The organism is Roseibium sp. RKSG952 (assembly GCF_009711355.1).
In genome coordinates, this window is record NZ_SMMF01000962.1 from 21051 (window position 1) to 47117 (window position 26067).

At 57.3% G+C, this 26067-nt stretch carries 30 protein-coding genes; 14 read left to right on the plus strand and 16 right to left on the minus strand.

Annotated elements, in window-relative coordinates; translation table 11 throughout:
- Position 1: 1 nt before the first annotated feature.
- Complete coding sequence (greA, locus tag E1297_RS44095; protein WP_155149743.1) at positions 2 to 472, minus strand: transcription elongation factor GreA; 471 nt, start codon at positions 470 to 472, stop codon at positions 2 to 4.
- 137 nt (positions 473 to 609) lie between these two features.
- Positions 610 to 990 carry a VOC family protein gene (locus E1297_RS44100; protein ID WP_155149745.1) on the minus strand — a complete coding sequence of 127 codons (381 nt, stop codon included), beginning with the start codon at positions 988 to 990 and terminating at the stop codon, positions 610 to 612.
- An 86-nt stretch (positions 991 to 1076) separates the two neighbouring features.
- On the opposite strand from E1297_RS44100, the gene soxR reads away from it, so the two are divergent.
- The 4 genes from soxR to E1297_RS44120 all read left to right on the plus strand — a co-directional run bounded on the left by soxR (position 1077) and on the right by E1297_RS44120 (position 5944).
- Entirely contained in the window at positions 1077 to 1532 is a 456-nt protein-coding gene (gene soxR / locus E1297_RS44105; RefSeq protein ID WP_155149747.1) for a redox-sensitive transcriptional activator SoxR, read from the plus strand.
- A gap of 137 nt (positions 1533 to 1669) precedes the next feature.
- Positions 1670 to 3316 (plus strand): electron transfer flavoprotein-ubiquinone oxidoreductase, encoded by a 1647-nt coding sequence (locus E1297_RS44110; RefSeq protein WP_155149749.1) that lies wholly within the window; start codon positions 1670 to 1672, stop codon positions 3314 to 3316.
- A gap of 104 nt (positions 3317 to 3420) precedes the next feature.
- A complete protein-coding gene (locus E1297_RS44115) occupies positions 3421 to 5133 on the plus strand; it encodes a tetratricopeptide repeat protein (RefSeq protein ID WP_209016356.1) in 1713 nt (570 codons plus the stop codon).
- A complete protein-coding gene (locus E1297_RS44120; protein WP_155149753.1) occupies positions 5123 to 5944 on the plus strand; it encodes a 4-(cytidine 5'-diphospho)-2-C-methyl-D-erythritol kinase in 822 nt (273 codons plus the stop codon). The genes E1297_RS44115 and E1297_RS44120 overlap by 11 nt, the downstream gene beginning before the upstream one ends.
- Here E1297_RS44120 and E1297_RS44125 read toward each other — a convergent pair.
- The gene (locus E1297_RS44125; protein ID WP_155149755.1) at positions 5937 to 6935 is read right to left on the minus strand and encodes a polyprenyl synthetase family protein; all 999 of its coding nucleotides are present in this window, start codon (positions 6933 to 6935) and stop codon (positions 5937 to 5939) included. The genes E1297_RS44120 and E1297_RS44125 overlap by 8 nt on opposite strands.
- A gap of 56 nt (positions 6936 to 6991) precedes the next feature.
- Between E1297_RS44125 and E1297_RS44130 the strand changes: the two genes are divergently transcribed.
- The 3 genes from E1297_RS44130 to E1297_RS44140 all read left to right on the plus strand — a co-directional run bounded on the left by E1297_RS44130 (position 6992) and on the right by E1297_RS44140 (position 8261).
- Positions 6992 to 7207 carry a DUF2007 domain-containing protein gene (locus tag E1297_RS44130; RefSeq protein ID WP_155149757.1) on the plus strand — a complete coding sequence of 72 codons (216 nt, stop codon included), beginning with the start codon at positions 6992 to 6994 and terminating at the stop codon, positions 7205 to 7207.
- Positions 7204 to 7974 carry a tRNA1(Val) (adenine(37)-N6)-methyltransferase gene (locus E1297_RS44135; protein WP_155149759.1) on the plus strand — a complete coding sequence of 257 codons (771 nt, stop codon included), beginning with the start codon at positions 7204 to 7206 and terminating at the stop codon, positions 7972 to 7974. The genes E1297_RS44130 and E1297_RS44135 overlap by 4 nt, the downstream gene beginning before the upstream one ends.
- A 122-nt stretch (positions 7975 to 8096) precedes the next feature.
- Positions 8097 to 8261 carry a YdcH family protein gene (locus tag E1297_RS44140; RefSeq protein ID WP_155149761.1) on the plus strand — a complete coding sequence of 55 codons (165 nt, stop codon included), beginning with the start codon at positions 8097 to 8099 and terminating at the stop codon, positions 8259 to 8261.
- Here the strand turns inward: E1297_RS44140 and E1297_RS44145 are convergent.
- The 12 genes from E1297_RS44145 to E1297_RS44200 all read right to left on the minus strand — a co-directional run bounded on the left by E1297_RS44145 (position 8258) and on the right by E1297_RS44200 (position 18169).
- Positions 8258 to 9124, minus strand: a complete 867-nt coding sequence (locus E1297_RS44145) for a DMT family transporter (protein ID WP_155149764.1) — start codon at positions 9122 to 9124, stop codon at positions 8258 to 8260. The genes E1297_RS44140 and E1297_RS44145 overlap by 4 nt on opposite strands.
- Complete coding sequence (locus tag E1297_RS44150) at positions 9117 to 10067, minus strand: transcriptional regulator GcvA (protein WP_155149785.1); 951 nt, start codon at positions 10065 to 10067, stop codon at positions 9117 to 9119. Before E1297_RS44150 ends, E1297_RS44145 begins: the two co-directional genes overlap by 8 nt.
- 290 nt (positions 10068 to 10357) lie before the next feature.
- Complete coding sequence (locus E1297_RS44155; RefSeq protein WP_155149787.1) at positions 10358 to 10588, minus strand: hypothetical protein; 231 nt, start codon at positions 10586 to 10588, stop codon at positions 10358 to 10360.
- Positions 10589 to 10612: 24 nt separating this feature from the next.
- Positions 10613 to 12106, minus strand: coding sequence for a S8 family serine peptidase (locus E1297_RS44160; protein WP_155149789.1), 1494 nt, complete (start codon positions 12104 to 12106; stop codon positions 10613 to 10615).
- A 142-nt stretch (positions 12107 to 12248) separates the two neighbouring features.
- Positions 12249 to 12971 (minus strand): acetoacetyl-CoA reductase, encoded by a 723-nt coding sequence (gene phbB / locus E1297_RS44165; RefSeq protein ID WP_155149791.1) that lies wholly within the window; start codon positions 12969 to 12971, stop codon positions 12249 to 12251.
- 186 nt (positions 12972 to 13157) lie between these two features.
- Positions 13158 to 14333: an acetyl-CoA C-acetyltransferase gene (locus tag E1297_RS44170; RefSeq protein WP_155149792.1), complete on the minus strand. Its 1176-nt coding sequence runs from the start codon at positions 14331 to 14333 to the stop codon at positions 13158 to 13160.
- Between the two features lie 196 nt (positions 14334 to 14529).
- Positions 14530 to 15363: an EAL domain-containing protein gene (locus E1297_RS44175; RefSeq protein ID WP_155149793.1), complete on the minus strand. Its 834-nt coding sequence runs from the start codon at positions 15361 to 15363 to the stop codon at positions 14530 to 14532.
- A gap of 117 nt (positions 15364 to 15480) precedes the next feature.
- Positions 15481 to 15672: a hypothetical protein gene (locus tag E1297_RS44180; RefSeq protein ID WP_155149796.1), complete on the minus strand. Its 192-nt coding sequence runs from the start codon at positions 15670 to 15672 to the stop codon at positions 15481 to 15483.
- Between the two features lie 93 nt (positions 15673 to 15765).
- Positions 15766 to 16737 (minus strand): sterol desaturase family protein, encoded by a 972-nt coding sequence (locus E1297_RS44185; RefSeq protein WP_155149798.1) that lies wholly within the window; start codon positions 16735 to 16737, stop codon positions 15766 to 15768.
- Positions 16734 to 17120 carry a hypothetical protein gene (locus E1297_RS44190; RefSeq protein WP_155149800.1) on the minus strand — a complete coding sequence of 129 codons (387 nt, stop codon included), beginning with the start codon at positions 17118 to 17120 and terminating at the stop codon, positions 16734 to 16736. Before E1297_RS44190 ends, E1297_RS44185 begins: the two co-directional genes overlap by 4 nt.
- Positions 17121 to 17179: 59 nt before the next feature.
- Positions 17180 to 17509, minus strand: coding sequence for a hypothetical protein (locus E1297_RS44195; protein WP_155149802.1), 330 nt, complete (start codon positions 17507 to 17509; stop codon positions 17180 to 17182).
- 93 nt (positions 17510 to 17602) lie between these two features.
- Entirely contained in the window at positions 17603 to 18169 is a 567-nt protein-coding gene (locus tag E1297_RS44200) for a TlpA disulfide reductase family protein (protein WP_155149804.1), read from the minus strand.
- Between the two features lie 21 nt (positions 18170 to 18190).
- Here E1297_RS44200 and argH point away from each other — a divergent pair, with 21 nt between their 5' ends.
- The 6 genes from argH to E1297_RS44225 all read left to right on the plus strand — a co-directional run bounded on the left by argH (position 18191) and on the right by E1297_RS44225 (position 24436).
- On the plus strand, positions 18191 to 19579 hold the full coding sequence (gene argH, locus E1297_RS44205) for an argininosuccinate lyase (protein WP_155149806.1): 1389 nt from the start codon (positions 18191 to 18193) through the stop codon (positions 19577 to 19579).
- Positions 19579 to 19761 carry a hypothetical protein gene (locus tag E1297_RS44210; protein WP_155149808.1) on the plus strand — a complete coding sequence of 61 codons (183 nt, stop codon included), beginning with the start codon at positions 19579 to 19581 and terminating at the stop codon, positions 19759 to 19761. Before argH ends, E1297_RS44210 begins: the two co-directional genes overlap by 1 nt.
- An 85-nt stretch (positions 19762 to 19846) precedes the next feature.
- Positions 19847 to 19996: a hypothetical protein gene (locus E1297_RS49345; RefSeq protein WP_170332411.1), complete on the plus strand. Its 150-nt coding sequence runs from the start codon at positions 19847 to 19849 to the stop codon at positions 19994 to 19996.
- A gap of 199 nt (positions 19997 to 20195) precedes the next feature.
- Complete coding sequence (locus tag E1297_RS44215; RefSeq protein ID WP_209016357.1) at positions 20196 to 20462, plus strand: hypothetical protein; 267 nt, start codon at positions 20196 to 20198, stop codon at positions 20460 to 20462.
- Positions 20463 to 20590: 128 nt separating this feature from the next.
- Positions 20591 to 21856 carry a diaminopimelate decarboxylase gene (gene lysA / locus E1297_RS44220; RefSeq protein ID WP_155149810.1) on the plus strand — a complete coding sequence of 422 codons (1266 nt, stop codon included), beginning with the start codon at positions 20591 to 20593 and terminating at the stop codon, positions 21854 to 21856.
- Positions 21857 to 21892: 36 nt separating this feature from the next.
- Positions 21893 to 24436 (plus strand): TIGR02302 family protein, encoded by a 2544-nt coding sequence (locus tag E1297_RS44225; RefSeq protein ID WP_209016358.1) that lies wholly within the window; start codon positions 21893 to 21895, stop codon positions 24434 to 24436.
- A 15-nt stretch (positions 24437 to 24451) separates the two neighbouring features.
- On the opposite strand, the gene E1297_RS44230 is transcribed toward E1297_RS44225, so the two are convergent.
- The gene (locus E1297_RS44230) at positions 24452 to 25189 is read right to left on the minus strand and encodes a zinc-ribbon domain-containing protein (protein ID WP_155149813.1); all 738 of its coding nucleotides are present in this window, start codon (positions 25187 to 25189) and stop codon (positions 24452 to 24454) included.
- A gap of 184 nt (positions 25190 to 25373) precedes the next feature.
- Between E1297_RS44230 and E1297_RS44235 the strand changes: the two genes are divergently transcribed.
- Positions 25374 to 26051 (plus strand): ATP-binding cassette domain-containing protein, encoded by a 678-nt coding sequence (locus tag E1297_RS44235; protein WP_170332405.1) that lies wholly within the window; start codon positions 25374 to 25376, stop codon positions 26049 to 26051.
- Positions 26052 to 26067: the final 16 nt, after the last annotated feature.

Here is a 26067-nt window from a genome sequence, read left to right on the forward strand (position 1 = left end):
GTCAGGAGTACTGGATACTCAGAATCTCATAGGACCGCACACCGCCGGGAGTGCGAACCTCTACACTGTCACCTTCGTCCTTGCCGATCAGGGCGCGGGCGATGGGGGATTTGATATTCAGCAGACCGTTTTCGATGTTGGCTTCGTACTCACCAACGATCTGCCAGGTTTTTTCTTCATCGGTGTCTTCGTCCACCAGCGTTACCTTGGCACCGAATTTGATGGCGCCTGCCAGTTTTTTGGGGTCGATGACATCGGCCAGAGACAGAATTCCTTCCAGCTCTTTGATGCGGCCTTCGATAAAGCCCTGCTTTTCCCGGGCCGAGTGATACTCGGCATTTTCTTTCAGATCGCCAAGCTCACGCGCCGAAGCGATGGCTTCGATGATCGCCGGGCGCTCGACGGATTTGAGGTTTTTCAGTTCCGCCTCGAGCGCGGCGTTGCCCGCAGGCGTCATTGGAATTTTTTCCATTCTCTTGTCGTCCACGCAGAAATTGAGTCGCCCCGCCGCACTAAAGCGTCGGGGCGACAGATGGGGTTAGCCATTACCTGAACCAATCAGGGCGGGGATTGCAAGAGGGCTATGCTCACCAACGCGCGGAATACGGCCTAGTCGTAGCTGATAACTTCAAATTCGATGCCATTGTCATCTTCGAAGTAGAACCGTTTCCCAGGCTCGTAGTCGGCGTGATTGTGGGGCTCGAAGCCCGCCTCGCGTACCTTTGCCTCGGTGGCGTCGATATCTTCGACCAGAACACCGACATGGTTCAGCCCGCCGACGATGTCATAGCTGCTTTCGCCCGAGGACTTTGGATTGCCGGGTGCGTAGAGCGCAAGGTAAGTATGGGCGCTGCCCACATGCACGGTGTACCCACCAGCAATTGCAGGGCCTTCCCAGCGGGTTTTCCAGTCAAACACCTTGTGCATCCATTCAGCCGAGGCTTTGGGGTCGCGAACGGTGAAGTTGGTATGTTCCAAAGTTGCCATCATGGGATCTCCTTTTCAGATTTGGCTTGTCCCGACTCACTGTAATTTCTAAACTTAACTTTAGGTCAAGGTATTATTTGGAGATTCAGATGGCCGTATCAGATGGGTTGTCGATAGGCGCATTGGCACGCAGAACCGGATTGGCAGTTTCTGCGATCCGGTACTACGAAGCACAGGGTTTGATCTCGCCCTGGCGAAACCCGGGCGGACAACGACGTTATCAGAGGGCAGATATCCGGCGGCTGAGTTTTGTCATGATCGCCCAGCAATTCGGACTGACCCTGCCTGAAATCCGAGAGGTATTGTCCGGTCTGCCGGGGAACCGTACGCCGACCCCCAAGGATTGGAAGGAAATCAGCAAGGGCCTGCGTTCTCATCTGGACCAGCGAATCGATACCCTGATCCGACTAAGGGATAATCTGGACGGGTGTATCGGGTGTGGGTGCCTGAGTTTGCCGAAATGTGCCCTATATAACCCCGATGACCGGGCAAAATCGCATGGTAGCGGTCCCAGATACCTCATGGGTGACGCTCCAGAGGGGTGAACTGCCGCATTGCAGCGATGTTACGCCGTGTTTTGATTGACCAAGGTCTTTCACAACGGGTAATCAGCCGTGAAACAAAATTGCGCGAACCATGCAATGAGAGCGCCAATTCGGAAAAGTTAGCTAAGGAGCCCGCGATGGCCGAAATTGAACGCGAAGCGATGGAATATGACGTGGTGATCGTGGGTGCAGGCCCTGCCGGTCTGTCGGCCGCCATCCGTCTGAAACAGCTGGACGCTGACCTGAACGTCGTGGTGCTTGAAAAGGGTTCCGAAGTAGGCGCGCATATCCTGTCCGGTGCGGTTCTCGATCCTTGCGGTCTGGACGCCCTGATCCCGGATTGGAAAGAAAAAGGTGCGCCTCTGAACGTGCCCGTGCACGAAGACAATTTCTACATGCTGGGTGAGGCGGGCAAGATCCGCATCCCCAACTTCCCAATGCCGCCGCTGATGAACAACCACGGTAACTACATCGTCTCGATGGGCAATGTCTGCCGCTGGATGGCTGAACAGGCCGAAGAGCTGGGTGTTGAAATCTTCCCTGGCATGGCCTGTTCTGAGCTGGTTTACGGCGACAATGGCGAAGTCAAAGGCGTTGTGGCCGGTGTCTTCGGTCTGGAGCCTGACGGGTCATATGGCCCCAATACTGAGCCGGGGATGGAGCTGCATGGCAAATATGTCTTCCTGTCGGAAGGCGTTCGCGGCTCGTTGTCCAAAGAGGTCATCAACAAATACGACCTGTCTGCGGGTAAAGAACCGCAGAAATACGGCGTCGGCATGAAAGAGATCTGGGAGATCGATCCGGCCAAACACAAGGAAGGTTCGGTCACGCACACCATGGGCTGGCCCCTGGGCAGCAACGCAGGTGGCGGATCGTTCATCTATCATCTTGAAAACAATCAGGTCTATGTCGGTTTTGTGGTTCACTTGAACTACAAGAATCCGCACCTGTACCCCTACATGGAATTCCAGCGCTTCAAGCACCACCCGATGGTTGCCGAGCTGCTGAAAGGCGGCAAGCGCGTCGCTTACGGCGCCCGCGCGATCACCGAGGGCGGCTATCAGTCGATGCCGAAACTTGTGGCTCCGGGTGTGGCGCTGCTGGGTTGTTCGGCGGGCATGGTCAACGTGCCTCGCATCAAGGGCAACCACAACGCCATGCTGTCGGGTAAAGCTGCGGCCGAGGCTGCGTATGATGCCATCAAGGCCGAGCGTTCGGGCGATGAACTGACCGCCTATGAAGCTGATGTTCGCGATGGTGCCATCGGCGCAGACCTGAAGAAGGTGCGGAACGTCAAGCCTCTGTGGTCGAAATATGGCCTGACCGCTTCGCTGGTGCTGGGTGGCATGGACATGTGGACCAATACGCTGGGCTTCTCGCTTCTGGGTACGCTGGGCCACGGCAAGAACGATGCCGAGGCGACCGAAGAGGCCAGCAAGCACAAGCAGATCGACTATCCGAAACCCGATGGCACGCTGTCCTTTGACCGCTTGACCAACGTGTCCTTCGCGATGACCAACCACGAGGAAAGCCAGCCTTGCCACCTGAAGCTGACCGACCCGGAAATTCCGATAAAGGTCAACCTGCCCAAGTTCGATGAACCGGCGCAGCGCTATTGCCCGGCTGGTGTATACGAAATGGTCGAAGATGAAGACGGTCCGCGATTCGTCATCAACTTCCAGAACTGCGTCCACTGCAAAACCTGCGACATCAAGGATCCGAGCCAGAATATCACCTGGACGACGCCGCAGGGTGGTGACGGACCGAACTATCCGAACATGTAGGCAAAAACACGGGCACTGGCAGGGTCGTGAAGGCTCTGCCATTGCCTCTTTCAGGCCAAAGCCCTAGCTTTACGGTCAGTCAATGACAATAAGGCAGGATTTTGGTGGTTTCCCTGGTTCGTCGCGCGGCTCTGACCGTGCTTATTACCTCGACATTCGCGTTGCCGGCTCTTTCAGATACCGGTTCGGGGTCTTATCTGGCTGGGCGCCAGGCCGTTTACGAAAGCGATTATACTGCCGCTGAGAAATACTATGCGCAGGCGCTGAAATTCGATCCGCAAAATGAACAGCTGCTTGAGAGCGTACTCGTTGCCCGTCTTGCGCTGGGCGAGGTTGAGGGCGCATTGCCCATCGCGCAAAGGATGGAAGAAAGCGATCTGGCCAGCCAAGCCGCGAAAATGGTCATTTCAGCCAGCCTGGTGTCCGAAGGAAAACTGGATGAGTTTCTCGCCCGGGACCCCGAAACACAGGGCGTAGGGCCATTGGTTGACGGGCTGATGATTGCCTGGACCTATATCGGTCAGGGCGAGATGACCAAGGCGATGGAGCAGTTTGACGAAGTCGCAACTCAGGAAGGGTTGCGGGACTTTGCTTTGTATCACAAGGCGATGGCGCTGGCTTCGGTTGGTGATTTCGAAGGGGCCGAAGAGGTTTTCCAGGCAAATGGTGGTGCCGTATCCCGTTTCTCTCGTCGCGCTGTACTGGCACGGGTCGAGGTGCTATCGCAACTCGACCGCAACGAAGAAGCGTTGCAGTTTCTGGACGAGGTATTCGCAGCCGGAAACGACCCATCCATTGATGGCTATGTGAACCGTTTGAAAGCGGGGGAAACGCTGCCGTTCACCCATGTGGGTTCTGCGCAGGATGGCATGGCCGAGGTCTTTTTCTCGGTTGGTGCAGCGCTGAATACCGAAGCTGCCCCCGATTATGTCCTGCTTTATGCACGTATCGCTGCGTTCCTGCGGCCCGATCACATAGATGCAATATTGCTGAGCGCGGAATTGCTGGATGCGCTGAAACAGTATGATCTGGCCGTGGCCGCTTATCGGTCGGTTCCGGCGGACAGTACGGATTACCACGCTGCTGAACTTGGCCGTGCCGAAGTTCTGGGCCGTTCAGGCAAAAATGATGCCGCCGTCGAAGTGCTGCAGAATCTGGCTGCCCGCCAACCGGGTCTGCCCAGCGTCCATGTCGCGCTGGCGGACCTTGAGCGCCAGCAGGAGAATTACGAGGCGGCGATCAAATCCTACAACACAGCCATCGAACTGACCGAAACAGACTCGGGTGGAAATTGGTTCCTGCATTATGCCCGTGGTATCTCGCACGAGCGCCTGAAAAACTGGGAAAATGCCGAGGCTGATTTCCGGCGGGCGCTGGAGTTGAACCCGGATCAACCTCAGGTCCTCAACTACCTTGGATACTCATTGGTAGAACGCCGCGAGAAACTGGATGAGGCGCTGGACATGATCGAACGCGCCGTCGCAGCGCGTCCTGACAGCGGCTATATCGTCGACAGCCTTGGCTGGGTCCTTTTCCGCCTTGGCCGCTACGATGAGGCGGTTGATCATATGGAGCGAGCCGTCGAGTTGATGCCGGTTGATCCGGTCGTGAATGATCACTTGGGCGATGTGTACTGGGCTGTAGGCCGGGAACGTGAGGCTGAGTTCCAGTGGAAGCGAGCGCTGTCGTTCATCGACCCCGAGGATACCGATGGCGAAGCAGATCCGGAACGTATCCGTCGCAAGCTGGATGTGGGCCTGGATCTGGTGCTTTCCGAGGAAGGTGCTGAACCATTGAAGGTCGCCAATGGCAATTAAGGCTTTTGCGCCTGCCAAGATCAACCTGACCCTGCATGTGACCGGCCAGCGCACGGATGGCTATCACTTGCTGGATTCGCTGGTTGCCTTTGCGGATGTCGGTGATGATCTGATATTTGCGACTGCGCCCAACCTGTCGATGGAGGTGGCGGGCGAATTTGCCGAGGGTGTTCCGACGGATGGCCGCAATCTCGTATGGCAAGCGGCCGAGGCTGCAGGATGGTCAGGACATATCAGCCTCAACAAGGTTCTTCCGCATGGTGCCGGGATAGGCGGCGGTTCATCGGATGCTGCGGCTACGCTGAAGGTGCTGTCCGAGCAGGGGTTTGTTGCTTCACCCGATGTGGCGTTGTCCCTGGGGGCAGACGTTCCCGTTTGTGTGGCGGGCCAGGCCTCACGAATGCGGGGCATTGGTGAAGAGATAACCCCGATTGTTCTGCCACCACTGGCAGCGCTGCTGGTTAATCCGGGTGTGGAGGTGCCGACGGGACCGATATTCAAAGCGCTCGCATCACGGCTCAACCCGCCAATGCCAGAAAATATTCCTGCGCTTGAAACCTCCGAAGACTGGGCGGAGTGGCTGGGTGAACAACGCAATGATCTGGAAGCGCCTGCCAAGGCGTTGGCGCCTGAAATCGAACGGACACTTGATGAGTTGCGCGCAACCCGAAACGCCCTGCTCGCGCGGATGTCTGGATCAGGGTCTACCTGCTTTGCGCTCTATCCGTCGATGAAAGCGGCCCATTTCGCAGCTTATGAAATTGGCGCGGCCTTTCCCAACTGGTGGTGCCGCGCCACGCAGCTTAGTTGAGGCGCGAGACCACGTAGTCGGCCAGATCACGCAACAGATTGCGTATTTCATGATCGGGCAGCACATCCAGCGCGGTCTTTGCCTTGGCGGCCCAGCCATATGCGTCAGAGCGCGTTTCATCCAGCGTGCCGTATTTGTTCATCAGGCTCAGGGCGTGATCCAGATCGGCGTCTTCCTGACGGCCTTTCTCGATTGTGCGCTCCCAAAAGGCGCGCTCCTCCGGCGTTGCCTGAGCGACTGCCTTGATCACCGGCAGAGTCAGCTTGCGCTCGCGGAAATCGTCGCCGACATTCTTGCCGGTCGCCTTGCTATCACCTTGATAATCCAGCAGATCGTCTGCAATCTGGAATGCAATACCCAAGGCGTCGCCGTAATCGAACAGGGCCTTGACCTGTTCTTCGGTCGCGCCCGCGATCACGCCGCCAACTTCAGTGGCTGCGGAAAACAGCGCGGCGGTTTTGCCGCGAACCACCTGCAGATACACGCTTTCATCCGTGCGCAGATCGGTGGCGGCGGTCATTTGCAGGACTTCGCCTTCTGCGATCGTCGCGGATGCATTTGCAAGGATGTCCAGCACGCGCAGCGAACCGGTTTCAACCATCAGTTGGAAACTGCGGGAAAACAGGTAGTCACCTACCAGAACACTGGATTTATTGTCCCAAAGCAGGTTCGCTGTGGGGCGTCCGCGACGCTGGGCGCTTTCATCCACAACATCGTCATGCAGCAACGTAGCTGTATGAATGAATTCGACTGTGGCTGCGAGACGCACGTGGTGATCCCCTGGATAGCCAAACAGCCGGGCTGCAGCGAGGGTCAGCATCGGGCGCAGGCGTTTGCCGCCAGCTTCGACCAGATGGGCCGTCACTTCGGGGATACGTGGTGCATGTTCCGACGCCATGCGCGTCCGGATCAGTTCATTCACGGCCTCCATTTCCGGTGCCAGAATGTCCGCCAGTCGCTCATGCGGTTTCGAGATCGTGCTGATATTCATCACACTCCTGATACAAGGCTCGACTTCCGTCCCGCCTTGCCCTTACATCCATCCCCATGAAAGAACTTCTGCGCAGCACCGATCCCACCATTCTGGCCTTTGCATCCGCTCTCCTTGAGGGCGAGGATATAGACTGCTTTCAGATGGACGTAAATATGAGCATCCTCGAAGGTGGCATTGGAATTTTTCCGCGACGGCTGATGGTTCGGGCGGATGATCTTGATCGGGCCGAGCGGGTGATGCGTGACAATGAGATCCCGCTGGGCAGATGAGCGGGTTTGCCGACAACGAACTGACCTGTAACGATTTTCTGGGCGGCCGTGTCCGGCTTTGGCAGCCCGTTGACGGATACCGGGCTGGTGTAGATCCTGTTTTTCTGGCGGCATCTGTTCCGGCAATATCCGGCCAGTCTGTACTCGAGCTGGGCTGCGGGGCAGGGGCTGCGGCGCTATGCCTTGCTGCGCGCGTTCCGGGACTTCACCTGTCAGGAGTTGAATTGCAGGCTGAATACGCTGAGCTGGCGCGCAAAAACGCTGTAGAAAACGGCGCGATTTTCGAAGTTGTTCAGGCAGATCTGTCCGCTTTACCGTCTGAACTCAGGCAGCGGCAGTTCGATCACGTTATCGCCAATCCACCGTATTATCGCCCCGGAGCGCACAGCCCTGCCACCGATAGCGGTCGCCAAATCGCACTCGGTGAACAAACACCATTGGCCAATTGGATCGAAGTAGCCGCGCGACGTCTTGCCCCGCGCGGTTATCTGCACATGATCCAGCGTGTCGAACGGTTACCGGACATGTTGTCTGCTTGTTCGGGGCGACTGGGGTCGGTCGAAATCCTGCCTCTTGGCCCAAGGACTGGCAGGGCGGCCGAGCTGTTGATACTGCGCGCGCGCAAGGGTGGTCGGGCTGATTTCAAACTTCACGCACCATTGGTTTTGCACGTCGGTGAAAGACATATTCGCGATGGTGAAAGTTATACGCCCGAAGTGATGAAAATCCTGCGCGAAGGGGCTGAATTGCCTTGGCCAGCCACATGATAGGCAATGACCAGCCGAAATTGTCGGATTTGTAACAGATTCTGTGCGTCTGCAGCGTGACAGGGTGGAAACGATGTGATCAACTTCTTACGTGACACTTATACGAGAGAAGGAGGATCGCCATGAGCGTGAGCGCACATCTGACCGAACTGAAGAAGAAGCACGAACACCTCAGTCTCGAAGTAGAACAAGCCCAGCGCTCGCCCGGCATTGACGATCTCCACATAGCTCAGCTGAAAAAACAGAAGCTCAGGCTAAAAGAAGAGATCGAACGCCTTTCTACTTAAGAATGGAAGCTGGCGCGTGCCGCAATGATGGCACCGCCAGTGATAAGCAGTGCCGCGATCGCCAATGACCAAGACGGCATGGCGATCCCGGCCAAAACCAGAACAAGCGTAGACAGAAGCGGTGCCGCGTATGAGCTGGTTCCAAGCATCTGAATGTCGCCACGCTTGACCCCGATATCCCAGACATAAAAGGCAAGACCAACAGGCCCGAGCCCAAGTGCCAGTGTCGACGCCCATGCAATGGTCGTTTCCGGCCAAATGGTCTCTTCCAGCGCGAAATGCAGCATCCATGACGCGATTGCCGTCACGACGCAGAACACAGCGACCGAGCTGGTCGGTGTCTCGCCCAAACGTCGCGACAGAACTGAATACCCAGACCATGTCAGAGCGCAAAGCAGGGCTAGGGCGTATCCTGGCAGGTGATCAAGCTGGAACCCGGCGCTTCCGCCTCCGGTTATGATCAGCGCTGCGCCGGAGAAGCCAAGACAGGCACCGATCAGATGTCCAATGCGCAAGCTCTCTCCTGGCAGCAGACCCGACAGCAAAACGATCAGCAGAGGCCAGAGATAGGCAATCAGCCCGGCCTCGGCCGCAGGGGCCATGCGCAAGGCCGAAAAATACAATGCGTGATATCCGAACAGCCCGACAGCGCCGAAGAGATAGATTTTCCAGTTGATATCGCGCAACTGGCTCAGTCCACCCGATGCGTATGTCCAGACCATTCCCAGCGTGCCGCCAATACTGAAGCAAATCGCATTCAGCAGCAGTGGTGGGGTCGGAGCGGAGCCAACTGTAAAAAGCGCAAGCAGTGACCACAGCAAAACGGCCACAAATCCAATTGCTGTCGCACGGGTCTTAGTCATGTTGCGGGATATCCTCGACCGGAATGATTTCGAATCCATCCGAGATATGCGCGGTTTTTTCAATTTCTGCCAGAAACCAATCACGAAACGCCTTGATCTGGGGGCGATCTTCAGCGCCGGGCAGGCACAAAAACCGAAAACGGGCATTGGTTTCGATGGCGGTTTTGAATGGCGCGACTAGCCGCCCCTCCAGCACATCCTTGATAATCATCGGTCGGCGGCCAAGGGCAACACCCAGCCCGGCTACAGCCGCGTCAATTGCATGATCGGCGTTAGAGAAATGGGCGCCATGTTCGGGCACAAAATTCACACCAACCGCCCTGAACCAAGCGGGCCAATCGACCGCAGGTTTTAAGAACCCGATGGAATCGTCGTGTATCAGGGGCGCGTCTTTCAAACTCTGAGGTGTCGTGAATTGCTCTGCCAATTCAGGCGTCATCACAGGCGTCAGCCATTCCTTCCGCACGGGTACAGAATACAAACCGTCATCCTGTCCGTACCCAAATCGGATCGCGACATCCACGTCATCCCGCTCCAGATCCATGCTGCGCAGCGTGGCAGAGAACCGCAGGTCAATTTCCGGATGTGCACGGGCAAATTCATACAGGCGAGGCGCCAGCCATTTTGCGGTCAGCGCCGGTCCCGCGGTGATGGTCAGCGTGGTGTTGTCCTGCAATCTGCGAGTCGCGGCCCATGCTGATTGCAACGTTGCAAACCCTTCAGCGGCGCCCGGAGAGAGCGTGCGTCCTGCTTCTGTCAGTTCTACGGCTCGGTTCAGGCGGCGAAACAGCGGTTGGCCCAGATGCTCTTCAAGCGATTTGATCTGAAAGGACAGGGCGGCGGGTGTCACGTTCAACTCGTCCGCTGCTTTGGCAAAGGACATGTGCCGTGCAGCGGCATCGAACGCGCGCAGGGCAGTCAAAGGGGGAAGGCGATCGGTCATAACAGATAAGAATTTCTAAACTGAACTCTCGAAAACTCTCGTTTGTACCTTTTAAAAACAACAGTCATCTTGGGGGCAAGTCAAGTTCACCTTTACAAAAGGGGAAGTGCAATGATCGAGATGACCACAAACCCAGCTGCGCACCGCGCAATTCTGCGCGCGCATGCCGAGCGCGGCAAAGCCATCAGGCAGTTCTGGAACTGGTTCTTTGGTTCCCGCTGAACGCAGCGCGCGCGTTCTTACGGGATAAAGAGAGGGGCCGATCCTTTTGGGATCGGCCTTTTTCGTATCTACCGACCTTTTTTTGACAGGTCGTGCAGGATGATCGGTTCGATCCGGCACAGTTCACCAAACCGGTTCTTCACTTCGGCGATGCCTGCCGGGCTTGCCGAAATCACAATCCGGCCAGATGGTCCCGGCGTCACATTCACGACCCCAGGTACATTGGTGATCTGTTGTGTCAGGTCTGCAGGTTCCGAGCCGCGCCGCTCGCGGCGTATGGCCATCACATAGTCTGTCATTCCCGCTCCTGCATATAAATCCGATCAATCGCGCGGCATTCCGTGCCCCTGAAATTCAGGTGCGAGGCCGATAGTAACACAGATTTGTGTCAGGATATGTCGCGCCATGTTCGAGCGGTGAATGTTCCGGGGCAACGACAGATATGCGGCATCCTTTGCCAGAACCCGGGCAAGCGTCGCGCAAGCAACTGGTGTCGCCATCGAAGTACCATCCAGCGCGGAATACGGGGCGACAAAGCCGTGGCGCTCGGGAACCGTAGCGATGATGCCGACGCCGGGAGCAATTGCATCAATCTCGGGGCCGAAATTCGAGAATCGTGCCAGAAAGAACCCATCCAGCCCGAATTTCCATGGCTCCTGCGGCAGTTGATTTCCCGAGGTCGAGGTATCCGGAGCTGTCCCGATTTTCCCCGCGGCTGAGATTGCGACGGTTTCCGACAAGGCGGCCGGGAATTTGACCGGTGGTCCACCGTCATTGGCGGCTGCACACAGGCACAGCGTTCCTCGTTCCGCTGCGTCCTGAACCGCATCCTCTACCAGTTCGGATTTTACCGGAGAACCGAGGCTCATGTTGATCAGGTCTGCTCCGGCCTTGCTCAGATGGTCAATCGCGTTGGCGATATCGACGTTCGAAGCCCCGGAATCGGGCGGGAATACGCGCGCGGAGTGCAGATCAACACCCGGCGCAACACCGGCCTGTACCATCTGGCCCCCGGGCCGACCACCAATGCTGCCGGCAACATGCGAGCCATGAATGTCGACATCTGCCCCGGCGACCGGATCGTGTTGATTGTCGATGAAAGCCCCGTGATCGGTACCTATCAGATGGGGGTGGGGGCCGAACCCTGTATCGATGACACCAACGGCGATTCCATCCCCCGCATCGGCCTCAAATGAGTTTACTCCAACAGCCCGATGCCACCAGTCGATTCTGCGATTGCCCGGCAGCTTGTCGCAAACCACCGTCGTCTTTGGACCTGCAACCATGACCTGTCGTGACCAGAAACCATCATATGGGCTGACGATATATGCCAGCGGCTGCATCGAAGGGACGACGTCAAAAACTGCGATACCGCTTGCGTCAGTCATGCCTTCAACGCGCGCGACATCACCACCAAGGGCGCGCAGGAAAAGTGTGACACCGGCGAAAGGCAGGCCCCTGCCACCACCGCGTACCTCGATTTCGAAAAAAAGCCCGGATCCGGCGGTATGGGACAGGTCGATGACTGGCACATTGGTGCCTGCAAACAGGCTCCGAGCGCCTCCGACGCGCTCGTGCATGATCAGAGGCTCGACAATGACATCGTCTGTGCTGGTGGCCGCAAGGGCCTGCATTTCGCCTTCTGTGCCCTCCATGACGACGCTGCGGCGCGCCAGATCATCAGGCGGAGCCAGATCAGACAGCATATGTGTTGTGCTTGATGGTAAGGCCAGAGCTGCGCTCAATGCATCGCGCGAAGCCATTTTTTCCTGTTCGCGAAACTTACCGGCTCGTCGATTGGACATCACGAATTTCATATCAAATGCTCCTTTAAAAGAATGGGAGCATGATAGCACAAATCGCGACGTTTTTCTGGCTTGGGTTGCAGTGTAGGCGACTCTCCACCGCAAAAAGAGAACGCCCGCCAAACTGGCGGGCGTCTAATGTTGTCCAATCGGATCAGACGAAGAACTGAGCACCGTTGGCAGAAATTGTCGAGCCGTTGATGAACTGAGAATCGTCGGACGCCAGGAACGCCACGCAACGCGCTATTTCTTCAGGCTCACCCAGACGACCGGCCGGGATCTGGCCGATGATCGATTCGCGTACTTTTTCCGGAACCGCCATCACCATCTCGGTTGCGATATAGCCAGGGCAGATCGCGTTTGCAGTGATGCCTGCACGTGCGCCCTCTTGCGCCAGCGATTTTACGATGCCCAGATCACCGGCCTTGGTGGCGGCATAGTTCACCTGCGCGAACTGACCCTTTTGACCATTGATCGAGCTGATGACGATAACGCGGCCGAACTTGCGCTCGCGCATGCCGTTCCAGACGGGGTGGACGGTGTTGAATACGCCGGTCAGGTTGGTGTCGATCACCTGATGCCACTGTTCCGGGGTCATCTTGTGGAATGGCGCATCGCGGGTGATGCCCGCATTGGCGACAACGATGTCGATCGGACCAACTTCGGCCTCAACCTTTTCGATGCCCGCTTTCGATTCATCATAGTCGGCGACGTTCCATTTGTAGGTGGCGATGCCGGTTTCTTCGGTGAATTTCGCAGCGGCTTCGTCATTCCCCGCATAGGTGGCTGCAACGTTGTAACCTTCAGCCTTGAGCGCCTTGGAAATTGCTGCGCCGATGCCGCGGGAGCCGCCGGTAACGAGTGCTGTACGTGCCATTTAGGAATCCTCCAAATTTAGTCGCCTTGGTAATGCTGTTACTCTGAGAGATGCAGATGCGCAATATTGTTTCGTTGTGAATTTTCGCTTTCGAGGTGTCAATATCGTCGCATCCAATAGGTAGTGGTTGATTGTAACAAAAAAGGGCGCCGGTCGGCGCCCTTTTTTATTTGGTTGTCAAAGCACTTAGTCGCGCTCCACACAGAGGGCGACGCCCATGCCGCCTCCGATGCAGAGGGTCGCGAGACCTTTCTTGGCATCGCGGCGCTTCATTTCGAACAGCAGAGTGTTCAGTACGCGGCAGCCGGATGCGCCGATCGGGTGCCCTATGGCGATCGCGCCGCCGTTGACGTTTACGATCGACGGGTCCCAACCCATATCCTTGTTCACGGCGCAGGCCTGAGCGGCAAAGGCTTCGTTGGCTTCGACCAGATCCAGATCATCTACGGACCAGCCTGCCTTCTCCAGCGCCTTGCGCGAGGCGTAGATCGGACCGACGCCCATGATCGACGGATCCAGGCCAGCGGTTGCGTAGGATGCGATACGGGCCAGAGGCTCAATGCCGCGCTTTTCTGCGTTCTCGGCCGACATCAACAGGGTGGCGGCCGCGCCGTCGTTCAGGCCCGAAGCGTTGGCTGCGGTGACCGAACCGTCTTTGGCGAAAGCCGGGCGCAGTTTGCCCATGGCTTCGATGGTTGCGCCGTGACGGATGTATTCGTCGCTGTCCATCACGATATCGCCCTTGCGGGTCTTGATGGTGAAAGGAGTGATTTCGTCAGCGAACTTACCGGCTTTTTGCGCGGCTTCAGCCTTGTTCTGCGACGCGACTGCAAACTCGTCCTGCATGTCACGGCTGATCTGCCATTTCTCGGCGACGTTTTCAGCGGTCTGACCCATGTGATAGCCGTTGAAGGCGTCCCACAGACCATCGCGGATCATCGTGTCGATGTATTTCATGTCACCCATCTTGTGACCGGCGCGCAGAGCGGCGGCATGGGGTGACAGAGTCATGTTCTCTTGTCCGCCTGCGGCAACGATATCGGCGTCACCCAGCTGGATGTGCTGAGCACCCAGTGCCACGGCGCGCAAGCCCGAGCCGCAAACCTGGTTGATGCCCCAAGCGGCACTTTCCTGCGGCAGGCCAGCATTGATATGCGCCTGGCGGGCCGGGTTCTGGCCCTGTGCAGCGGTCAGGACCTGACCCATGATGGTTTCGCTTACTTCGCCCTTGTCGATTCCAGCGCGCTCCACGACTGCTTCAAGGACGGCAGCGCCCAAATCATGTGCAGGGGTGTTCGCAAACGAACCGCCAAAGCTACCGACGCCTGTACGTGCGGCGGATGCGATTACTACGTTGGTCATACAGTCAATCCTTTACCGTCATGGTCCTGTGGGAAATCTGACGGCGCAGGTCATGGAGAGGCACTCTCCGGATACAAGAGCGCCTCGTGATCCCCCGCTCAAGCACCTCTTGCCATAGCGTAATGCTGCAGTTGCAGCAACGGACAGCTTGTCTCAGCGTTGTGATCGGCAATTAGTTGCGACAGTGCGGCGCTTGTTAACTTCCTGTCTTCGCTTCACTTTTCGTCTTCCAGGGCGGCGTGATCGAAGGAGCGCCGAAGAGGAAGCCCTGCAGGCAGTCGACCCCATTAGCCACCAGAAACTCGGCATCTTGTCTGGTCTCGACCGATTCGGCGGTTACCAAAATCTCGAACTCACGGGCGACAGCGATCAGCGCGCGAACCAGCGCCTGATTGTCTGAGTTTTCACTTATCCCGCGTATGAACTGGCCATCGATTTTGGCGGCATCAAACAGGAACTCGCGAAAATAGCGAAAGCTGAAATTACTGGCCCCGAAGTCGTCCAACGCGAAGGCGACACCACGTTCCTGCAGGCGGTCCATGAAATCCACGACCAGCTCCGGCACCTGCATCGCCGAGCTTTCCGAGATTTCCAGAATCAACCTTTCCCCGATGCTGGCGTCCTTTTTCAGGAACCGGTCCAGTACGCGGGACCAGCGCGCAAATCCGATGGAACGGGCCGACATGTTGATCGACAGGCGGATTCCGGGGTTTCTGACCAGGGTTCGCAGCCCCATTTCCAGTGCGATGCAATCCAGTTCCCGTCCAACCGGCGTGTTCTCGACCTGCGGCATGAATTCGCGCGCGGGGATTACACGGCCGGTTTCGTCAAGGACGCGGATGAACCCTTCGTAAAAGGCGACACCCTGCGGAGGATGGGCCTGCATGACTGGCTGATAGGCCAGCTTGCATTGCTTGTGCCTGACCGCATCGGTTGCCATCTGCACGACCGAACGATCCCGGGCCGTAACCGCTGAATTCAAAGGGCTGTCCGCGCCTTCTGGCAGGTCTGCAAGTTTCTTGTCCCGCATGGATACCGTTCCCTGAGGGTTGCCGAATGGGGTTCGGCCTCATTCTCAGGGTAAACAGATGAATCTGCAGTTAAGAAATACGACGTATTTGGTATCGGTTTCTGACTGTGCCCGCGGTCAGCGGGCCGATTGCCACGCGCGACCCAGCGATGCTGCAGCCCCGATCACGGCCCCCAGAATGCCCATGACCAACATGACGAAGCTGAGCGCCAGAATGCCAGAGGGTACATTGCTTATCAGCGCAGATACCATCGCCATCACCAGACCCAAAAGGCCAATAACAGTCGAAACAGTTGTCAGACGGGACATGCTGGCCTCCAAGCTACTCATACGCGGCACATCTGGTCGATATGGAGTAGCTGGGCCGAATTTCAAGTCGTCGTGGTGGTCAGTCGGGCAAGATCAAGCCCGTTCTGCCTGTGCATTGGGCGATTTCGCGTCAAATTGCTCAAATCCGGGCGTTCCACGATCTTCTGGGTGGCGTGCAAGGTGTTTGGCTTTGATCTGTTCAGAGTTATCGCGGCTTCCGTCGTGGCTGTAACCGGGCGGTGCAAAGCAATAAGCAAGCCGCTGACGCAGGCTCAGGCCCGGTTGTTTTACATCCTGCCAGATGCCCACCCATTCGTGGAAAGCGACGCGCAAGGGATTAAACGTACCGATATTGTGCACCAGCCCGTAATCGACGCGGTCATCGTCCTGCTCGGGCACAAAGGTACCAAAGAGTTTGTCCCAGATGATGAAGACACCGGCATAGTTGCAATCCAGATACCGCGCATTGCGGCCGTGATGCGCGCGGTGATGGCTGGGGGTATTCATGATGGCCTCGAACCAACGGGGCATCTTTCCGATCGCTTCGGTATGTATCCAGAACTGATAGATCAGGTTGATACCGCCGACGAACAAAACCATCGCAGGGTGGAAGCCAAGCAGGATCAGCGGCGCCCGAACGACCATCATGAAGGTGAACGTATAGGTCCATGTCTGACGCAACGCGGTTGTGAGATTGTAGTGCTGTGAGCTGTGGTGATTGACATGGCTGGCCCAAACCCAGCGCACACGGTGCCCCAAACGGTGCACCCAGTAGTACCGCAGATCATCCAGAACAAAGCACAGAATAATGACAGGGATCGATGTGCCCAGATTTAGGGGTGTGATCTGCCACAGCCACATGAAGAATGCGTAGGCGATGAAGCCCAGCAGAAAGCCCGACGCAATATTGCCAGCCCCCATGATCAGCGACGTCACCGCATCACGGGTTTCATATCGCCCGCCCCGACCCTTGACCGAGATCCACAGGAATTCTGCAAGGATTGCAGCAATGAAGAAGGGAACGGCCCATTGCACGGCGTCCGGAAATGTCACTTGATCAGTCATGCGGGCTCCATCAGGTGTCGCCAGTGGCGGCGTTCGCTTTCATCAAGATGGATAACCACGCGCGGCACGCCAAACTCGTGGAACTGAACCTCCAGTCCCTTTGGGTGCTCAAGCCAGTCGAAATCCATAAGATGCCGCGCAACAGTGTCTGCGCCAAATGACCAGAGCAGACCGGCGCCGACATTGGTTCTGATCAGCGCTGAATGGCAGTCATGCGATATGGTGACATCAATCACGTCATCATCGGGAAAGTGACGCAACCATTCCTTTTGCGCGCTGGCCTTGGTCAGGACGCGCAACCGCGATCTGCCTGTGACATGCAGCAACAGTGTGATCCCGGCGATCCCGCCGACCACCAGAACCAATAGTATTTCGAGTGGCATTCCATCCTCCTGCAGACAACCTGCAAAGGAGTTGAAAGGCTGTCAAAGGTGGCGTTGCGTCAGCTGTTTTCCAGAGTTTCCAGAATCTCGTGCTGCACAACGCGTTCGACGAAGGGCACCAAGCCTTCGGGACCTGACGCGCGATCCTTGAGGTGGATGCAAATGTCAGGCCTGCGTGCTGCAATGATGCCCACCATTTCGCCGCGAATCTTGTCATCAAGACCTGCGCCCATGATGGCACAGACAATCCGCGGTTCCGCCTCCAGTTGCCGCCGGACCTCTTCCTGATCATGAGCGCCCAGCCATTGGATCGGCAGATGATCCAACTGCCGTGCCACATCGCCTATTACGTTCGGCAAACGTCCAATCAACAGAACTACCGGTTTCATCGCTGCCTCCCTTCTATTGGTCAGCAAAGGAAAAACCGGCCCTTCACAGGGCCGGTTTCAGTGTAGCACAAAACTTTGAGGCTGGCTGTGCCGTCAGCTGTTGCCTTCTACAAGGGTCGAGATGATGGCTTTGGCGCTATCTGAATTCCACTCCGCGTCACCGATCAGGCGGGCGATTTCATTGCCGTCCGGGTCGATGATCACGGTGATCGGCAGGCCAATCACACCCATTTTGCTTGCGACGGCCTGCTTTGGGTCCTGATGGCGGGGCAGATTGTCGATGCCGTTCTCGTCGAAGAACTTCTTGATTCCTGCAGGAGAGTTGCGTCCGGTGGCCAATGTCAGAACTTCGAAACTGTCACCGCCAAACTCGTCCTGAAGCTCGGCAATCTGCGGCATCTCCTTGCGGCAGGGGGCGCACCATGTGGCCCAGAAATTCAGCAGCACGTACTTGCCCTTGTAGTCCTCAAGTGACGCAGTACCACCGTCATCTTCAAGCTGAAACTCAACAGCTTCGACCGGCTTGGGCTCTTTGTGCAGGATCAGGCGTTTCAGACTTCCTTCGCGCAGTGGGCCAAGAGTCTCGGCATCTGTCGCCAAAGCGGCGTTTGCACCCAGCGCAAGGGCCATATAAAGGGGGATCAGACGAAATAGGCGCATATCAACTCCGGGTTTTCCAACATGACCGATCAATCCTCGAACCAGATGTGGGGCGGCCGCTTTGCCGCCGGTCCAGACGCGATCATGGAGGCAATCAATGCCTCGATCGGGTTCGATCAGCGGATGGCAGCCCAGGACATCGCAGGCTCGCGCGCCCATGCCGCCATGTTGGCTGCCACAGGCGTCATAAGTGATAGTGATGCCGAGGCTATTCGGGAAGGGCTGCTCACCGTTTTGTCAGAAATCCAGAGCGGAGAATTTCAGTTCTCAACCGCACTGGAAGATATTCACATGAACGTCGAAGCGCGCCTGAAAGAGGTCATTGGTGAGCCCGCAGGCCGTTTGCATACAGGCCGCAGCCGTAATGACCAGGTTGCGACCGATTTCAAGCTCTGGGTTCGTGATCAGTTGGACGCTGCTGAGAGCGGCTTGCTGGCGCTGATCCGCGCGCTTTTGGCGCAGGCCGAGGCCGGGGCGGATTGGGTCATGCCGGGCTTTACCCACCTTCAAACCGCTCAGCCGGTCACGTGGGGTCACCACATGATGGCCTATGTCGAGATGTTTGGCCGCGATCTGTCTCGTGTCCGCGACGCCCGCGCCCGGATGAACGAATCCCCGCTGGGCGCTGCTGCGCTGGCCGGAACATCCTTTCCCATCGATCGCCATATGACGGCCGAGGCTCTTGGTTTTGACCGCCCCGCTGCCAACTCGCTGGACGCCGTCAGCGACCGCGACTTCGCGTTGGAGTTCCTGTCGACCGCGTCGATCTGTGCCATGCACCTGTCACGCTTTGCAGAGGAACTGGTGATCTGGTCTTCGGCCCAATTCCGTTTTGTATCTCTATCGGATCGCTTCTCGACCGGCTCGTCGATAATGCCGCAGAAGAAGAACCCCGATGCTGCAGAACTAATCCGCGCCAAGGTGGGGCGGATTTACGGAGCCAATACCGGTCTTATGATGGTCATGAAAGGCCTGCCCCTGACCTATTCCAAGGACATGCAGGAAGACAAGGAACAGGTCTTTGATGCGGCCGACAACTGGATGCTGGCGCTGGCAGCAATGGAAGGCATGGTCAAGGATATGACCGCCAACCGCGAGAGCCTTGCCGCGGCAGCGGGCTCGGGGTTTTCGACCGCGACCGACCTGGCCGACTGGCTGGTCCGCGTATTGGGCCTGCCGTTCCGTGATGCACACCACGTTACCGGATCTCTGGTTGCGATGGCGGAAAGCAAGGGCTGCGATCTGCCCGACCTGACGCTTGACGACATGCAGTCGGTTCACGCGGACATCACGCAGGATGTCTATTCTGTTCTTGGCGTACAAAATTCGGTAAACTCGCGACAATCTTACGGCGGTACGGCACCGGATCAGGTCCGTATCCAGATTGAAAGATGGAAGGCGAACCTGTGATGACCCTTTTGCGCGCAATTGCTCTTGTGGCCGCTACTGCGATGCTGTCGGGATGCGGGGCGGATGGCGAGCCCATTCAGCCAACGCTGAACGCAAATGTCGGCGTTTCAAACAACGGTGCATATGTCAGTGGCGGCGTGGGTGTAAACCGTGGCCCTCTCAGCGTCTTTTTCGGGCTCTGACCTGACGCCCGATTGAAAACCATGGTCTGATCACCCACCTTTGGGTGGTCATGCCCTCATGACAGAAATTCAGAGGCAAAAAAGAATGAAATTCATCGGTGTATTGACCGCGCTTGTTGTGCTCGCAGCTTGCGACCCGTCTTATCAGTCGCGCCCTGAACCTGCGGCAGAACCGAAGAAATCGGGCATCTCAATATCCGGCTACGGTCGCGTTGGTGTTTCCACCAGAAAGTAACGCGTCAATCAGCAACCACTGCGCAAATTGTGTTTACGAACTGGAGCTGTACGCTAATGCTCGGCCATTCGGCACGCCTGCAAAATATATTTTATTACAATGGGTTAAATTTCAGATTCTTCCCCCTTGTTGGTGCCGGTGTTCCTGAGCAAAAGGGCCGTGCCTGAAAATTCATCAGGTAAACACACAAGAGTACAAAATGAAAAAAATCTTTATTGCCGCAGCAATGATTGCTGCCTCTGCCGGAATTGCGTCTGCTGCGGATCAGGACTGCACTGCTGAGAATGCGCAGTCCAAGGCGCTGGAACTGTCCACAGCACTGCAAACGCTGGCTGCAACGAACCCTACGCGCATGCAGGAGATTGCAACTGAAATGCAGGCCAAAGCAACAGAAGCACAGACATCTGGCGATCTGGCAGGTTTGTGCGCTTACTACGATGAGTTGATCGACGAGGTTAACTCCTGAAGTTTGATTGATTGTTTCTTTGAAAGGGATCCGAATTTGTTTCGGGCCCTTATTTGAATCCTCAAAGGCGCGCGATGGCGCTTCAAAACCATTGATCAACGCTTGCATTTCAGTCTAAGCGCGCTGTCATGGATCACTTTCTTTACCGCGACGGCGCGCTTTACGCCGAGGATGTACCGATCTCCGAAATCGCTGCTGCGGTCGGAACGCCATTCTATGTCTACTCGACTGCGACGCTGCTGCGCCATTTCAAGCTGTTCGATGATGCGCTGGACGGTACCGATCACCTCGTCTGTTACGCGATGAAGGCGGCCAGCAATCAGGCAATCCTGAAGACGCTGGCACAGGCGGGCGCGGGAATGGATGTGGTTTCGGGCGGTGAGTATCTACGCGCCAAAGCGGCCGGAGTGCCCGGCGACAGGATCGTGTTCTCGGGCGTTGGCAAGACGGCAGATGAAATCCGCACCGCGCTGAGCGGCGGCATCCGCCAGTTCAACGTCGAATCCGAACCTGAGATGGAAGTGATCAACGCCGTTGCTTTGGAGTTGGGTGTGGTTGCGCCGATCACCGTTCGGGTGAATCCGGATGTGGATGCCAGGACCCATGCCAAGATCGCGACGGGAAAATCCGAGAACAAATTCGGCATTCCAATTGCACGAGCATCTGAGGTCTATGCCCATGCCGCCAGCCTGCCCGGCCTCGAGGTGATTGGCATCGACGTCCATATCGGCTCGCAGCTGACCGAGCTGGAGCCCTTTGAGCTGGCTTATACCAAGGTAGCTGAACTGACGGAAAAGCTGCGCGCCGAAGGTCACAACATCCGCCGCCTTGATCTGGGGGGCGGGTTGGGCATTCCCTATACCCGTTCCAACGATGCGCCACCGCTGCCGGTGGAGTATGGTGCACTGATCAAGAAGACACTCGGTCATCTGGACTGCGAGATCGAGATCGAGCCAGGTCGTTTGATCGCCGGGAATGCGGGTTTGATGGTCAGCAAAGTGATTTATGTGAAATCCGGAGAAGGTCGCGACTTCCTGATCCTCGATGGCGCAATGAACGATCTGATCCGTCCAGCGATGTACGAGGCGCATCACGATATTGTGGCGGTGCAGGAGCCTGCTCCGGGCGTTGAACAGCAACCCTATGACATCGTGGGGCCGGTCTGTGAAACGGGTGATACCTTTGCCAAGCAGCGCAACATGCCACCGCTGAAATCCGGTGATCTGATCGCCTTTCGCAGCGCGGGCGCATATGGCGCGGTAATGGCCAGCGAATACAATACACGTCCGCTGATCCCAGAGGTTCTGGTAAACGGCGATCAATTCGCAGTAATTCGTGAACGGCCAAGCTTTGACGAAATCATAAACCGCGATACCATACCTTCGTGGCTTTGACGCGATGAACGCGCGGGCCCGATCAGGAGGCCCGCCTTGACCGACAGATCAAACCTGCCAATTCCCCGATTGTCCCTGTGGCTGACGCATGCAGGGATGCTGGCCGAGCAGGTTTGGCGCGCATTCTGGCCGTTTTTTTCGCTGGCAATGGCCATTTTGGCCGCTTTGATGCTGGGTCTGCAGGATCATGTCGGTGTTGAAATTGTCTGGTCCGTAAGTGCGCTGGCGGTGCTTGGGCTTCTGGTGGCAGCAGTTTGGGGAATCAGACGATTCCATATCCCGACGCGTGCCGAAGCGCTCGTGCGGTTGGATGAAACCCTGCCCGGTCGTCCCATTCAGGCCTTGCTGGATGATCAGGCCATCGGTGCAATGGACGCTGATTCTGTCGCGCTCTGGCAAGCGCACCAGACACGCATGGCGCAGAAGGCCTCGAAGGCAGGTGTCGTCAAACCGGATCTTCGGCTGGCTTCGCGCGATCCCTATGCGTTGCGCTACGCGGCATTGCTGGCGCTGGTCGTGGCGTTCTTTTTCGGGTCGTTCTGGCGCATCGGATCAGTTGCCGAGATGACGCCGGGAACAGCCACGGCGGGTCAGGGACCGACATGGGAAGGATGGGTCGAGCCTCCGCGCTATACCGGTTTGCCTACTTTGTATCTGGCCGATCAGACAGATCCGACGCTTTCGGTGCCTCAGGGCAGCCGCATAACATTGCGCTTCTATGGGGAAGTCGGGGCGCATACCCTGACGGAATCCGCATCGTCGACAGGGATTGAGGCTGCGACAGAACCGGAACAGGATTTTGTTGCCGAACGCACCGGTCAGTTGCGCATTGATGGTCCGGCTGGGCGGGATTGGGCACTGAATGTCATTCCGGACACCCAGCCACAGGTCGCCGTATCCGATATCGCCGAGGCCGAGGCGGGTGGTCAGATGAAACTGCCCTTTACCGCCAGTGACGACTACGGTGTGATATCGGGGTCTGCCCGGATTGAGCTTGATCTGGCGTCTGTGGATCGTCGCTATGGCCTGACCGCCGAGCCGGAACCGCGAGAGACGATTACCGTCCAGTTGCCGATGCCAATCACCGGGGACCGTACCGAATTTGAAGAGGATCTGATCGAGGATTTCTCTCAACACCCTTGGGCGCATCTACCGGTCAGGATTACCCTTTCTGTTCGTGACGCTTCTGATCAGCAGTCGGAATCCGAACCCTATCTGACCGCATTGCCTGCGCGCCGTTTCTTTGACCCGCTTGCATCGGCGGTGATCGAACAGAGACGCGATCTGCTTTGGGCTCGTGACAACTCTGGTCGTGTCGCGCAGATATTACGGGCTGTTTCGCATCGTCCCGAAAGCCTGTTCCGATCCGAGACGGCTTATCTTCGCCTGCGCGTACTGCTGCGCAGGCTTGAGACTTTTGATGAATTCGGCCTGAAGCCCGAACAACAAGCCGAAATTGCTCAAGCGCTTTGGGATCTCGCGATTCTGATCGAAGAGGGGACTCTTGCTGATGCGCTGGAACGCATGCGCCGTGCGCAAGAGCGTTTGACCGAAGCGATGCAGAACGGCGCCAGCGACGAAGAGATTGCCGAACTGATGCAGGAGCTGCGCGACGCGACGCAGGATTATCTGCGACAGCTTCAGCGTCTGGCGCAGGAAAACGAAAGTGACGAAGGCCAGCCCGGGCAAAACGGTGAATCGCTGCAAATGACGCAGGATGATCTGCAGCGGATGATGGATCGTATTCAGGAGCTGATGGAACAGGGCCGTATGGCCGAGGCGCAGCAAGCGTTGGAAGAGTTCCAGCAGATGATGGAGAACATGCGTGTCACCCAAGGTCAGGGTGAGGGCGGTCAATCCGAAGGTCAGCAGGCAATGGAAGGGCTCGCCGAGACTCTGCGCGAACAGCAGGGCCTGAGCGATCAGGCTTTCCGCGATTTGCAGGAACAGTTTAATCCGGGTGCGCAGGCGGGTGAAAACTCCGGTAACGAAGGCCGATCGGGTGGACAGGGCCGGGGTCAGAGTCACGAAGGCCAGGGTGGTCAGGGACAAGGTGCCGACCAGCAGGGTGGCGAAGGTCAGCAGGGTCAGGGAACGCTGGCAGACCGCCAGCAGGCGCTGAGAGATGAATTGAGCCGTCAGGAACAAGGCCTGCCCGGTGCAGGAACGGAAGAGGGTGAAGCTGCCCGCGAGGCGCTGGGCCGCGCAGGTCGCGCCATGGACGAGGCAGAAGAAGCGCTGCGCAGCGAAGATCTGGCCGAAGCCATCGACCGTCAGTCCGAAGCGATGGAAGCACTTCGTGAAGGCATGCGTGCGCTTGGTGAAGCCATGGCCCAGAACCAGCAAAACCAACCTGGCCAGGGCACACAGGAAGGCGATATGCAGGCCAACAATCGCGATCCGCTGGGTCGCAATCCGGGCGCGGCCGGTTCGATTTCAACTGATGAGAACCTGCTACAAGGCGAAGACGTCTATCGCCGGGCACGTGAATTGTTGGACGAAATCCGTCGTCGGACAGGCGAGACCGACCGCCCGAAAATCGAACTGGAATACCTCAAGCGTCTGCTTGAACGGTTCTGATCAGAGTTTCTGGAGTTATTGCGAAACTGAACCCGCCTGCGTCTCAAGCCAGATACGGGCTTGGTCCACCAGTGATACGTAAGACTGCAACGCTGGTTCGGCTTGTGGAACCGCCTCGCTGATCTGTGATGCATTGCCGTAGACCAGGAACAGAATCACGCCGATCACAAGGATCAGCACAAACCCCCGTACAAACCCACTGGATTTGCGTGGTGCGACTTCGGTTTCCGCTGATGGGTTGTCGGTCTCATCGGAACGCAGGCTCGAATTGATGGCCTCGACATCCGGTAACACGTCCTTGTGCCCGGCATCCTCTGCCGTTTCGGTCGTCGTGGGCTCTTTGGCCTCCACCTCGGGCTCTTCGGCCGGAGGATCCAGCGCCAGATCCGGCTGGCTTTCCAGCCCCGAGCCTTCCTGCGCCCGCAGTTCCGCTTCGCGGGCTGCTTCCTGCTGCAGGATATTGGCAACAGCGGGATCTACATTGCCGTTGCTTTCCTTTGGTGGTTGGGCTTCTTCTGCCGGCGCGGGTTCAGGCTCTGCCTCGGGGGCAGGGGCTTCAGCGGCGACCTCTTCGTTTTCGGTCTCTTCGACACTCTCATCTTGTGCCGGAGCGGCCTCAGCCTGTGGCTCAGGATACTTGGCCTGAAACCATGTCTCTTCACAATTGGAACATTGTACGTCTCGGCCTTCTTCTGGAATGACCTCGTCCGGAACCTCGTATTGGGCACTACACTTCGGACATGTTAGACGCATACTGCCTCCCCGGCCTGCCTGTCGGCCTGATAGTAGTTTTTTCAGGGATGATATTCCGTTAAGAGCCAACAGCAAAGCGCGTTTTTGGTCTCAGGACACAAGTGTCACCAATTGGACTCGGCACGGGCATTGAAACCAAGGCCGCGCTCGGGCAAGAAGAGCGGCAGAAAATATGGGGACAGGCGTGATCGAGCTGGAAAATGTCAGCTACAGCTATGGCGGAGGAGAGCTGCTCAGCGATGTTTCGGTGCAGTTGCAACCGGGGTCGTTCCATTTTCTGACCGGACCATCCGGGGCCGGTAAGACGACTTTGCTCAAGCTTTGTTATGGTGCCTTGCTGGCTACATCGGGGCGTATCAGCGCCTTTGGTGAAGACATCGCTGGCCTAGATCGGGATCAGATGGCCTTGCTGCGCCGCCGGATCGGGGTTGTGCACCAGAACTGCAACTTTCTGGATCACATGACCCTGTCCGAAAATGTTGCCCTGCCGTTGATGGTTGCAGGACGTGCACAGGATGCGGAACAAGACAACCTAAATGAGTTGCTGAACTGGGTCGGGCTGGGAAACCGGCTGGAGGCTCATCCGCCGGAATTGTCAGGTGGTGAGCGCCAGCGTGCCGCCTTAGCACGTTCGCTTATCTTGTCGCCCGATGTGGTTCTGGCGGACGAACCAACCGGCAATGTTGATTGGGAAATGTCCCAGCGCCTTTTGCGCTTGTTGGTCGAACTCAACCGCATGGGTAAAACCGTTCTGATCGCCACTCATGACCTCAGCCTGATCCGTGCGGCCAAAAGTCAGGTTCAGGCGCGGGTTTTGCGGATTTCGCAGCGTCGGCTGCAGCTGGCGGGGGCGGACCTATGAGCAATGGTGATATCCG

What these genes read in the sequence shown, in the direction of transcription:
- greA (WP_155149743.1), bottom strand. Translation starts at nt 472, where the DNA reads ATGGAAAAAATTCCAATGACGCCTGCGGGCAACGCCGCGCTCGAGGCG.
- E1297_RS44100 (WP_155149745.1), bottom strand. Translation starts at nt 990, where the DNA reads ATGATGGCAACTTTGGAACATACCAACTTCACCGTTCGCGACCCCAAA.
- soxR (WP_155149747.1), top strand. Translation starts at nt 1,077, where the DNA reads ATGGCCGTATCAGATGGGTTGTCGATAGGCGCATTGGCACGCAGAACC.
- E1297_RS44110 (WP_155149749.1), top strand. Translation starts at nt 1,670, where the DNA reads ATGGCCGAAATTGAACGCGAAGCGATGGAATATGACGTGGTGATCGTG.
- E1297_RS44120 (WP_155149753.1), top strand. Translation starts at nt 5,123, where the DNA reads ATGGCAATTAAGGCTTTTGCGCCTGCCAAGATCAACCTGACCCTGCAT.
- E1297_RS44125 (WP_155149755.1), bottom strand. Translation starts at nt 6,935, where the DNA reads ATGAATATCAGCACGATCTCGAAACCGCATGAGCGACTGGCGGACATT.
- E1297_RS44130 (WP_155149757.1), top strand. Translation starts at nt 6,992, where the DNA reads ATGAAAGAACTTCTGCGCAGCACCGATCCCACCATTCTGGCCTTTGCA.
- E1297_RS44135 (WP_155149759.1), top strand. Translation starts at nt 7,204, where the DNA reads ATGAGCGGGTTTGCCGACAACGAACTGACCTGTAACGATTTTCTGGGC.
- E1297_RS44140 (WP_155149761.1), top strand. Translation starts at nt 8,097, where the DNA reads ATGAGCGTGAGCGCACATCTGACCGAACTGAAGAAGAAGCACGAACAC.
- E1297_RS44145 (WP_155149764.1), bottom strand. Translation starts at nt 9,124, where the DNA reads ATGACTAAGACCCGTGCGACAGCAATTGGATTTGTGGCCGTTTTGCTG.
- E1297_RS44150 (WP_155149785.1), bottom strand. Translation starts at nt 10,067, where the DNA reads ATGACCGATCGCCTTCCCCCTTTGACTGCCCTGCGCGCGTTCGATGCC.
- E1297_RS44155 (WP_155149787.1), bottom strand. Translation starts at nt 10,588, where the DNA reads ATGACAGACTATGTGATGGCCATACGCCGCGAGCGGCGCGGCTCGGAA.
- E1297_RS44160 (WP_155149789.1), bottom strand. Translation starts at nt 12,106, where the DNA reads ATGAAATTCGTGATGTCCAATCGACGAGCCGGTAAGTTTCGCGAACAG.
- phbB (WP_155149791.1), bottom strand. Translation starts at nt 12,971, where the DNA reads ATGGCACGTACAGCACTCGTTACCGGCGGCTCCCGCGGCATCGGCGCA.
- E1297_RS44170 (WP_155149792.1), bottom strand. Translation starts at nt 14,333, where the DNA reads ATGACCAACGTAGTAATCGCATCCGCCGCACGTACAGGCGTCGGTAGC.
- E1297_RS44175 (WP_155149793.1), bottom strand. Translation starts at nt 15,363, where the DNA reads ATGCGGGACAAGAAACTTGCAGACCTGCCAGAAGGCGCGGACAGCCCT.
- E1297_RS44180 (WP_155149796.1), bottom strand. Translation starts at nt 15,672, where the DNA reads ATGTCCCGTCTGACAACTGTTTCGACTGTTATTGGCCTTTTGGGTCTG.
- E1297_RS44185 (WP_155149798.1), bottom strand. Translation starts at nt 16,737, where the DNA reads ATGACTGATCAAGTGACATTTCCGGACGCCGTGCAATGGGCCGTTCCC.
- E1297_RS44190 (WP_155149800.1), bottom strand. Translation starts at nt 17,120, where the DNA reads ATGCCACTCGAAATACTATTGGTTCTGGTGGTCGGCGGGATCGCCGGG.
- E1297_RS44195 (WP_155149802.1), bottom strand. Translation starts at nt 17,509, where the DNA reads ATGAAACCGGTAGTTCTGTTGATTGGACGTTTGCCGAACGTAATAGGC.
- E1297_RS44200 (WP_155149804.1), bottom strand. Translation starts at nt 18,169, where the DNA reads ATGCGCCTATTTCGTCTGATCCCCCTTTATATGGCCCTTGCGCTGGGT.
- argH (WP_155149806.1), top strand. Translation starts at nt 18,191, where the DNA reads ATGACCGATCAATCCTCGAACCAGATGTGGGGCGGCCGCTTTGCCGCC.
- E1297_RS44210 (WP_155149808.1), top strand. Translation starts at nt 19,579, where the DNA reads ATGACCCTTTTGCGCGCAATTGCTCTTGTGGCCGCTACTGCGATGCTG.
- E1297_RS49345 (WP_170332411.1), top strand. Translation starts at nt 19,847, where the DNA reads ATGAAATTCATCGGTGTATTGACCGCGCTTGTTGTGCTCGCAGCTTGC.
- E1297_RS44215 (WP_209016357.1), top strand. Translation starts at nt 20,196, where the DNA reads ATGAAAAAAATCTTTATTGCCGCAGCAATGATTGCTGCCTCTGCCGGA.
- lysA (WP_155149810.1), top strand. Translation starts at nt 20,591, where the DNA reads ATGGATCACTTTCTTTACCGCGACGGCGCGCTTTACGCCGAGGATGTA.
- E1297_RS44230 (WP_155149813.1), bottom strand. Translation starts at nt 25,189, where the DNA reads ATGCGTCTAACATGTCCGAAGTGTAGTGCCCAATACGAGGTTCCGGAC.